Origin of the sequence: Arthrobacter sp. CAL618 (genome assembly GCF_000468215.1) — a bacterium.
Taxonomy (GTDB): domain Bacteria; phylum Actinomycetota; class Actinomycetes; order Actinomycetales; family Micrococcaceae; genus Arthrobacter_D.
Genome location: NZ_ASZW01000241.1, coordinates 3,249 through 11,355, shown reverse-complemented (window position 1 = coordinate 11,355; position 8,107 = coordinate 3,249). Strand labels below are relative to the sequence as shown.

Genomic DNA, 8,107 nt, shown 5'->3' with positions numbered 1-8,107 from the left:
CCCCGCCGAGCTGCAGGAGAACTTCGACCAGCCGAGCGGGTACGACGTCGAATCCCCGGAGGACGCCACCCCTCGCCTGACCGACACCCACCTGGGCACCCGGCCGCTGGAGGTCTCGCTGTCCTCGCCGTGGGACGTGCTGTGGTCAACCGTGCTGGAACGCGTGGTGATTGCCATGGCGGGCACCCATCAGCTGTTTACGTTCGATCCAGTCACCGGATCCGTCGACATCCTTGCGGGCACCGGACTGGAGGGCCTGCTCGACGGCGACGGATCCGAGGCCTGGTTCGCCCAGTCCTCGGGCCTGGCCGAGGATGCCAGCGGCAACCTCTGGGTCGCCGACTCGGAAACGTCGGCAGTACGGACCCTTTCCTTCCCCGAGTTCAACGGCCACCGCCGCACCCAGGTGCGGACCGCCATCGGGACCGGGTTGTTTGATTTCGGTTTCAGGGACGGCGCCGCGGACCAGGCACGCCTGCAGCACCCGCTGGGCATTACCGCCCTTCCCGATGGGTCGGTGGCCATCGCCGACACCTACAACGGCGCGGTGCGCCGGTACGATCCAGCCACGGGGCAGGTCTCAACCCTGGCCCGCGGTCTTTCGGAGCCCTGCGACGTTCTGGTGGACCTGACCCCCACCGCGTCGGGCAGCGAGCCGCTCCTCATTGTGGTGGAAGCCAACCGCCACCAGCTGGTCCGGGTGCCGATCCCCAAGGAAGCGCTCGCCGTCGATGAAGGCGCGTCCCAGACGCAACGACCGCAGACCCCCGTCGTCGCCGGATCGCATGCGCTTACTATCCGGTTCTCCGCGCCCAAGGGACAGAAACTCGACGACCGGTGGGGTGACCCCACCCAGCTGAAGATCTCCTCCTCACCCGAGGAACTACTGGTGTCCGGTGGCGGAACGTCGGTGGGTCTGACCCGCGAACTGGTGCTGTCCGACGCCGTCAGCGAGGGCGTCCTGCACATCACCGCCCGCGCGGCGGCCTGTGACGGGGAGCCGGGCGGCGAGATCCCCGATCATGCAGCATGCCACCTCTACCAGCAGGATTGGGGTATCCCGGTGCGGATCAGCGACGACGGCGAAACCGGGTTGACCCTGGACCTGCGGGGCCTCGACTAGTACTGGACCACCGGGGTGACGGCGATTTCGTCGTCGCCCACTGACAGGCGGGCGGTGAAGCCGAACTCGCGGGGGACCGTCACCGGTTCGATTGAGCCGGTGAAGAGGTCCTGCAGCGAGGTGGACAGTTCGGCGTTGCCTGAGAGCGGCGCCATCACCCAGCTGCCGTTGAACGGCTCGATGGAGACCGTCGGGTATTCCGTGATGGACCAGCGGATGTCCCCGGCCACCCGGTTCTCGGTCTGGAAGTTGAAGGGGCAATTGGCGGGCTGGAACACGGTCTGCGCCGCACATTCATCCAGGAAGCGCCGGATCTGGCCGTCCACCGCCTCCACCAGCGCATCGGTGGCCGCGGTAGCGAGCGCTATTCGTTGGCCGCCCGAGCGGTCGGTGACGGCAACGGTTTGGGCCGGCGCAGCGAAGTACTCGCTCGTGTAGTGGGCTTCAAAGTCCCCGGGGTAAAACACGGCGAACTGGTTTCTGCCCTCGGGCATGCCTACCCTGGTCCCATTGAGGGTGGCCTCGACCTGGTTGATCACCGACAGTTCGAGGGTGGGCAGCACCGACGGAACAAACTCCCAGGTGTTGAAGAACAGCCACTCCGTACCGGTGCGCTCCAGGGAAAACGTTGACGAGTGTGCTGCACCGCGGACCGTGTAGGTGATGGTGGCCTCCACCCGGCCGTCACCGACCTCCACCGCATCACCGACCGCCACGCCCTCAACAGCTGCCATCGACTGCTGCAGCGGAGCACCGTTGAGCATGGCCGCGTTGGCCTCGGGCACCGACGCGTTGAGGAGCCCCAGGGCGCGTTCGCCGTCGCCGTCCGAGAGTGCTTCGAGGTAGTCGTGGACCTGTTCCTCGGGGTTGAAAATGTGCGTATTGACCACCACCACGGTGGCAATCGCGGCCGCAACCACGACCATCAGACCGAGCAGCCAGGCTGCTAGGACTTTGATCACAGAAGACGTTTGCACGCTATTACGTTACCCGTTGAGTGGTGCCCGGTTACCAACGACGACGACTGCGCCTCCGCTGTGTGCCGAATAAACCCCGGGCGAGCTCCGCCCCGATGGCGCCTGCCGCCTTGACCGCGAACTCCATCAGTTCACCGTCTTGCTGCCGGGGTGCCGGCGTGGGAACGCCGAGGGGTGGGGGTGTCCCAGCCGGACCGGAGGACGGTGGCGGGGTGCCCCGGTGCCCCGTAATTGACTCTTCAATCCGGCGGGCCTCGTCATCAGCAGCTGGTTCGGCCCGGGGCGGCGTCGCGCTGGGCGGAGCGGGAGTGGTGAGCTTTTCGAAGGCCGAATGGCTGTCGATCGCCGTTTCGTAGTGGGCGCGGAGCGGTGAGGCCCGGACGATCTCCTCCACGACAGCAGGCGCTGAGGGGCCCATCGTCGATTCGGGGGAGGTCATTCGGGTCCAGGCGACGGGGGTGGGCGCGCCCCGATCGTTCATGACGGTCACCACCGCCTCGCCCGTCCCTGCTGAGGTGAGGACCTCAGCCAGGTCGTAGTCACTGGTGGGGAAGGTGGACACCGTGGCTTTCAAAGCCTTCGCGTCCTCGGGGGTGAAGGCGCGCAACGCGTGCTGAACACGGTTGGCCAATTGCCCGAGGACGTCCGCTGGAACATCCCTGGGCGTCTGGGTGACGAAGAAGATGCCGACACCCTTGGACCGGATCAGGCGGACTGACGTCTGGATGGACCGCAGAAATTCCTTGGACGCGTCGTCGAAGAGCAGATGCGCCTCGTCGAGGAAAAACACCAGCTTGGGTTTGTCTTGATCTCCCACCTCGGGCAGGTCGGCGAAAAGATCGGCTACCAGCCACATCAGGAAGGTGGAAAAGAGTTGGGGTGTTTGCAGGAGGGTGGGCAGTTCGAGGCAGCTGATCATTCCCCTGCCGTCCGGGGCCTGGCGGAGCAGATCGGCGGTGTCGAATTCGGGTTCTCCAAAGAATCTGGCCATGTCCTGCGCTTCAAGGGTGATCAGCTCCCGCAGGATCACCCCCGCGGTGGCCTTCGACAAGCCACCGAGGTCCTTCAAAGCGGTTTTGCCCTCGTCGGAGGTGAGGAACGAAATCACTGCCCGAAGATCAGCGAGGTTCAATAATTCCAGCCCGGCCAGGTCAGCGTAGTGGAAAATCAGGGTGAGGCTGGACTCCTGGGTCTCATTCAAGTCCATCACCCGGGAGAGCAGCAGCGGCCCAAACTCGGAGATGGTTGCGCGAATGGGAACACCGGCACCGTGCCCGCCCAGGGAGAAGTACTCGACCGGGAAACTCCTGGCGGACCACTGCTGGCCCACGCTCAGGGTGCGGGCCAGCAGCTTCTCACCGCCGGGTCCCGGGGTGGAGAGACCGGTCAGGTCCCCTTTGATGTCCGCCAGGAACACCGGGACACCCTGGGCGCTGAGCTGCTCAGCCATGACCTGCAGCGTGATGGTTTTTCCCGTGCCGGTTGCCCCTGCGACGAGCCCGTGACGGTTCATCATCGCCAGCGGAAGACGCACCGCCGCTTCGGGGTACACCTCGCCATCCAGCACTGCGGCACCGAGATGGATCGAGGGCCCCTCGAAGGTATATCCGGAGGAGATCCCGGCAATCAGTTCCGAACCGTCACGCTCCACCAATGGTCAGCTCGCCGCGGCGTGTTTGCCGCCACCCTGACCGTTGTCGGTGCTGCCGCTGCCCGAATCCGGGGTTCCGTGGCCGTTGACGCGGTCCGCTTCCTTGGCCGTGGCGATCTCCTCGGCACGCTCCTGACCGGCTTCAGCAGTCAGCGCTGCGCCCGCCTCTGCATCGCGGGTGAGGTTCTCCCCGGACTCAGGATCAAACAGGTGCAGCTTCCGGGTGTCCAGCCAGATTTCGGCTTCGCGTCCGCCACGGATCCGGCTGGCAGCGTCGAGGGTGACAACGATCTGCGGGCGGAGTTCGTCGGCATCCATTTCGCGGGCCAGGTTGTTCAGGAGCTCGCGCATTTCGGGGTCCGGGTTGAAGTTGATGTAACCGTACTGTTCGTTGCCGAGCCACTCGGTATGGGTGAGCGTGGCAGTGAAGATGGAGCCGTGGGGCAGCTTGGACTCCTCGACCAGTTTCGCGTCCTCAAAGAACTCCGGCCGGACGCCCACCAGCACCACCTTCTTGCCTTCAACCTTGGCCAGCTTCTCGGCGGGGACGTCGAGGTCGCCGAGGACGGTTTGCAGTTTGCCGTTCTCAATGGTCGCGGGGATGAAGTTCATCGATGGAGAGCCGATGAAGCCGGCAACGAAAAGGTTCCGGGGCTGCTCGTAGAGTTCCCGTGGGGAGGCGATCTGCTGCAGTTCGCCCATCTTCAGGACTGCCACCCGGTCGCCCAGGGTCATAGCCTCGGTCTGGTCGTGGGTAACGTACACGCTGGTCACTCCGAGCCGGCGCTGCATCTGGGAGATCTCGGAGCGCATCTGGCCGCGCAGTTTCGCGTCCAGGTTGGACAGCGGCTCGTCGAAGAGGAACGCATCAGCCTGGCGCACAATGGCCCGGCCCATGGCAACCCGCTGGCGCTGGCCACCGGAAAGGTTGGCAGGCTTCCGCTGCAGGTGGTCGGTCAGTTCAAGGGTGGCTGCCGCCTCGGTGACAAGCTTGTTCACCTGTTCCTCGCTGTGCTTGCCTTTCGCGAGCCGCAGCGGGAAGGCGATGTTCTCATACACCGTGAGGTGCGGGTACAAGGCGTAGTTCTGGAACACCATGGCCAGGTTGCGGTCCCGGGGTGCCTTATCGTTGACGCGCTCGCCGTCGATCAGGAGCTCGCCGTCGGTGATGTCCTCCAGGCCCACGATCATGCGCAGCAGGGTGGATTTGCCGCAGCCGGAGGGGCCCACCAGGATGATGAACTCGCCGTCGGCGATGTCGATGCTGATGTCATTGACGGCGGGGAATCCGTCGCCGTATTTCTTGACCAGGTTGTTGAGGGTAATTGAAGCCATTTTCTGGTGATCCTTTTCTATGTGACTGGCGCAGGCGGCTGGGACTGCGCCATTAGCCCTTGACGGCGCCCGAGGTCAGGCCGGAAACGATTTGACGTTGGAACAGCAGGACCAGCAGGACGATCGGGATGGTGACGATGATCGCAGCGGCCGAGATGGCGCCGGTGGGTGACTCGAACTGGGAGGCTCCGGTGAAGAATGCCAGCGCCGCCGGAACCGGCCGCGCTGCTTCGGTGGAGGTCAGCGAAATGCCGTACACAAAGTCGTTCCACGCGATGAAAAACGCAATAATCGCCGTTGTGAACACCCCGGGTGCCGCCAGCGGGACGATGGCCTTGCGGAAGGCCTGCCAGGTGGTGGCGCCGTCGACCTGCGCCGCCTGCTCCAGCTCCCAGGGAATCTGGCGGAAGAAGGCTGCCAGCGTCCAGATGGAGATCGGCAGGGTCAGGGACAGGTAGGGGATGATCAACCCGAGCCAGGTGTCATACAGGCCGATGTTGCGCCAGAGATTGAACAGCGGGGTGACAATCGAGATCACGGGGAAAATCGAAACCGCGAGGGCCGTGGTGAGCACGAGCCGCTTCCCCGGGAAGTCGAGACGGGCAATCGCATAGGCGCACAGGGTGGCCAGGACGACGGCGATTGCCGTGGCGATGAGCGAGATGCCGATGGAGTTGCGCAGGGAGGTCAGGAACAGTTCCTGCGCGTCACCAACGAGGATCTGCTCGTAGTTGGAGATGGTGGCAGCTCCCGACGACGGCAGGAAACTTCCGTTGGTCAGGTCGCTGGGAGATTTGAACGAGGTAGCCAGGATGGAAGCCACCGGGAACAGGGCGTAAAGCAGCACCAGAACCGAGATTACTGCCCACCAGATCTTTTCGCGCCGGGAAGAGTTCTTCATTTCTTTTCTCCTCTCGTGCCGGCAAGATCCACTTTGAAGATCTTGATGGCAGCGAAGCTGATCAGGATGACGCACAGGAACAGCAGGACCGAGACGGCCGAGCCGAGCCCAATCTCGAGGCGGCTGATCGACGTCCGGTAGGCGAGGAGCGAAAGCACTTCGGTGTTGTTCTCGCCATTGGTCATGATGAAGACATTGTCGAATATTCGGAACGCGTCCAGGGCCCTGAACAGGACGGCGACCATGATCGCCGCCTTCATGTTGGGGATGACGACCTTGCGCATCTGCTCCCACCAGGTGGCGCCGTCGACCTTGGCGGCCTCGGTCAGCTCATCGGGCACCTGCGCCAGGCCGGCGAGGAGGAGCAGTGAGATGAAGGGGGTGGTCTTCCAGATCTCCGACGCCATGATCACGAAGAGTGACGTGCCGGTCTGAGCGAACCAGTTGAGGTCCGAGTCGATGCCGGGGACCCAGTCAAACCAGGCGTTCACGTACCCCGAGTTGATGTCGAAGGCGTAGAACCAGGCGTACGCCGACACCACGGTGATGATGCCGTACGGCACCAGGATCGCGGTACGGAGGATGCCTTTGAGAGACTTCAGCGCCTTGCTCATGACCAGGGCCAGGGCGAAGCCCAGAACCAGTTCGACGGCGACGGTGATCACCGTAATGAGGACCGTGACCAGGAGGCCCTGCCACCACACGCTGTCGGAGAGGATCGTGATGTAGTTGGCGAACCAGATGAACTCCCGCTCATCGGGGGCGGTGAGCCGGAACGCAAACAGGGACTCGAAGAAGGCCTGCAGGATCGGGTAGAGGGTCACCATCAGCATCACCACGAAGGCGGGGCCCGCGAGGTACCAGCCCATCCGGCGTTCGGCTTTGACCCGGTCGCTGTGCTGCATCTTCTGCTTCTTCAGCTTGTCGCCGGCGTCAGGCTTGTTGATCGTTGAGCTACTCACAGTAGCCTCTCCCCTCTGAGCACTGCGGTGATGAACTCCTGGGACTGTTCGGGAGTCTGGTCAGGATCCACTTCGTTGGGTGGCGACCATTCCTGCTGCAGTCCGGTGGAGATTTCGTTGTAGAACGGTGTCTGGGGGCGAGGAGCCGCGAGTTCGAGGGAGTCCCTGATGGTCGTCGCCATGGGGAAGTCTTCCTCGATCGCTGGATCGTCGTACGCCTCCGAGTTCGATGGCGGGTTGCCGTTGGTGATGAAGTACTCGGTCTGGTTCTCCGGTTGGACGATGCACTCGATCGCTTCGTAGGCCAGGTCAGGGTTGTCGCTGGCCGCGCCGACTCCGAGGTTGATCCCACCCAGCGGCGGTGCGGTGTCCTCGCCCTCGGTGACGGCCGGGAACAGGGCCCAACCTATGTCGTCGACCACCGACTGGTCGATGGACCCAGCCTCGACGGCGCCCAGGGTGGCGGGCCAGACGAACGGGTAGTTGACCATGAAGGAGCCGTCGTCGCCCTGGAAGAGGGTGAGGGACGTGTTCTCGGTGGAGGTCGGCAGGCCCGGGCCGCCGAGGCCCTCGGTGCCGATGGTGGCGATGATCCGTGCCGCTTCCTGCCCGGCCTCGGAGGTGAGGCCCAGTTGCAGTTCGTCGGCGGGAGCCTCCGGGTTCTCGAGGATCTGGCCCCCTGCCGATTCAACCAGCGCGTTGATCCACACGGTCATCGACTCGGCGGGGGAGCCTTGCACGCCGAGGAGCTTGTCCTGCTCGGTGGCTGCTTCGATCAGTTGGTCCCAGGTCACGGGTTGGGACATGTCCAGCCCGGCGGCCTCGGCGACCGATTCGCGGTACCAGAGGATCTGGGTGTTCGCCCAGAACGGCACCGTTACCAGTTCTTCTTTCCAGGTGGCACCGGCCAGCGCGCCTTCGAGCACGTTCTCGGTGAAGACGTCGACTGAGTCCTCGGGGATGGGTGCCAGGAAGCCTGGTTCCGCGAGCTCGGGGATGAACGGCGGGTCAATGCTCATGATGTCCATTGAGGTGTCTCCGGCTGCGAGCCGCCGCGCCAACTGCTCGCGCTGGGCTGCTGCATCGGTAGGCAACAGGGACGTTTCAATCCGGTAGGCGCCGTCGGCCTCTTCGGTGCAGCTGGCGGCTATGGCAGCC

At 64.3% G+C, this 8,107-nt stretch carries 7 protein-coding genes (1 of these 7 running past the window's edge); 1 reads left to right on the top strand and 6 read right to left on the bottom strand.

Features of this window, described 5'->3' with window-relative positions; all coding sequences use genetic code 11:
• Positions 1-1,123, top strand: a 1,123-nt coding sequence (locus K728_RS0114355; protein WP_024477123.1) for an NHL repeat-containing protein, incomplete at its 5' end; no start/stop codon positions are given.
• Here K728_RS0114355 and K728_RS0114350 read toward each other — a convergent pair.
• The 6 genes in view from K728_RS0114350 to K728_RS0114325 are tightly spaced (at most 53 nt apart) and all read right to left on the bottom strand, a layout consistent with a single transcriptional unit that may run on beyond the window.
• Positions 1,120-2,085, bottom strand: a complete 966-nt coding sequence (locus K728_RS0114350; RefSeq protein ID WP_024477122.1) for a hypothetical protein — start codon at positions 2,083-2,085, stop codon at positions 1,120-1,122. The genes K728_RS0114355 and K728_RS0114350 overlap by 4 nt on opposite strands.
• 46 nt (positions 2,086-2,131) lie before the next feature.
• A complete protein-coding gene (locus K728_RS0114345) occupies positions 2,132-3,754 on the bottom strand; it encodes a helicase HerA-like domain-containing protein (protein WP_443110996.1) in 1,623 nt (540 codons plus the stop codon).
• A gap of 3 nt (positions 3,755-3,757) precedes the next feature.
• Positions 3,758-5,086 carry an ABC transporter ATP-binding protein gene (locus tag K728_RS0114340; RefSeq protein WP_019481742.1) on the bottom strand — a complete coding sequence of 443 codons (1,329 nt, stop codon included), beginning with the start codon at positions 5,084-5,086 and terminating at the stop codon, positions 3,758-3,760.
• 52 nt (positions 5,087-5,138) lie between these two features.
• Positions 5,139-5,987, bottom strand: coding sequence for a carbohydrate ABC transporter permease (locus tag K728_RS0114335; protein WP_019481743.1), 849 nt, complete (start codon positions 5,985-5,987; stop codon positions 5,139-5,141).
• Positions 5,984-6,892 (bottom strand): carbohydrate ABC transporter permease, encoded by a 909-nt coding sequence (locus K728_RS0114330; protein WP_050994835.1) that lies wholly within the window; start codon positions 6,890-6,892, stop codon positions 5,984-5,986. Before K728_RS0114330 ends, K728_RS0114335 begins: the two co-directional genes overlap by 4 nt.
• Before the next feature lie 53 nt (positions 6,893-6,945).
• Positions 6,946-8,107: the 3' portion of an extracellular solute-binding protein gene (locus K728_RS0114325; protein WP_035748226.1), read on the bottom strand. 167 nt of this gene lie beyond the right edge of the window; 1,162 of the gene's 1,329 nt are visible here — the last part of the coding sequence; its start codon lies off the right edge, out of view; the stop codon is at positions 6,946-6,948.

What these genes read in the sequence shown, in the direction of transcription:
- K728_RS0114340 (WP_019481742.1), bottom strand. Translation starts at nt 5,086, where the DNA reads ATGGCTTCAATTACCCTCAACAACCTGGTCAAGAAATACGGCGACGGA.
- K728_RS0114335 (WP_019481743.1), bottom strand. Translation starts at nt 5,987, where the DNA reads ATGAAGAACTCTTCCCGGCGCGAAAAGATCTGGTGGGCAGTAATCTCG.
- K728_RS0114330 (WP_050994835.1), bottom strand. Translation starts at nt 6,892, where the DNA reads ATGCAGCACAGCGACCGGGTCAAAGCCGAACGCCGGATGGGCTGGTAC.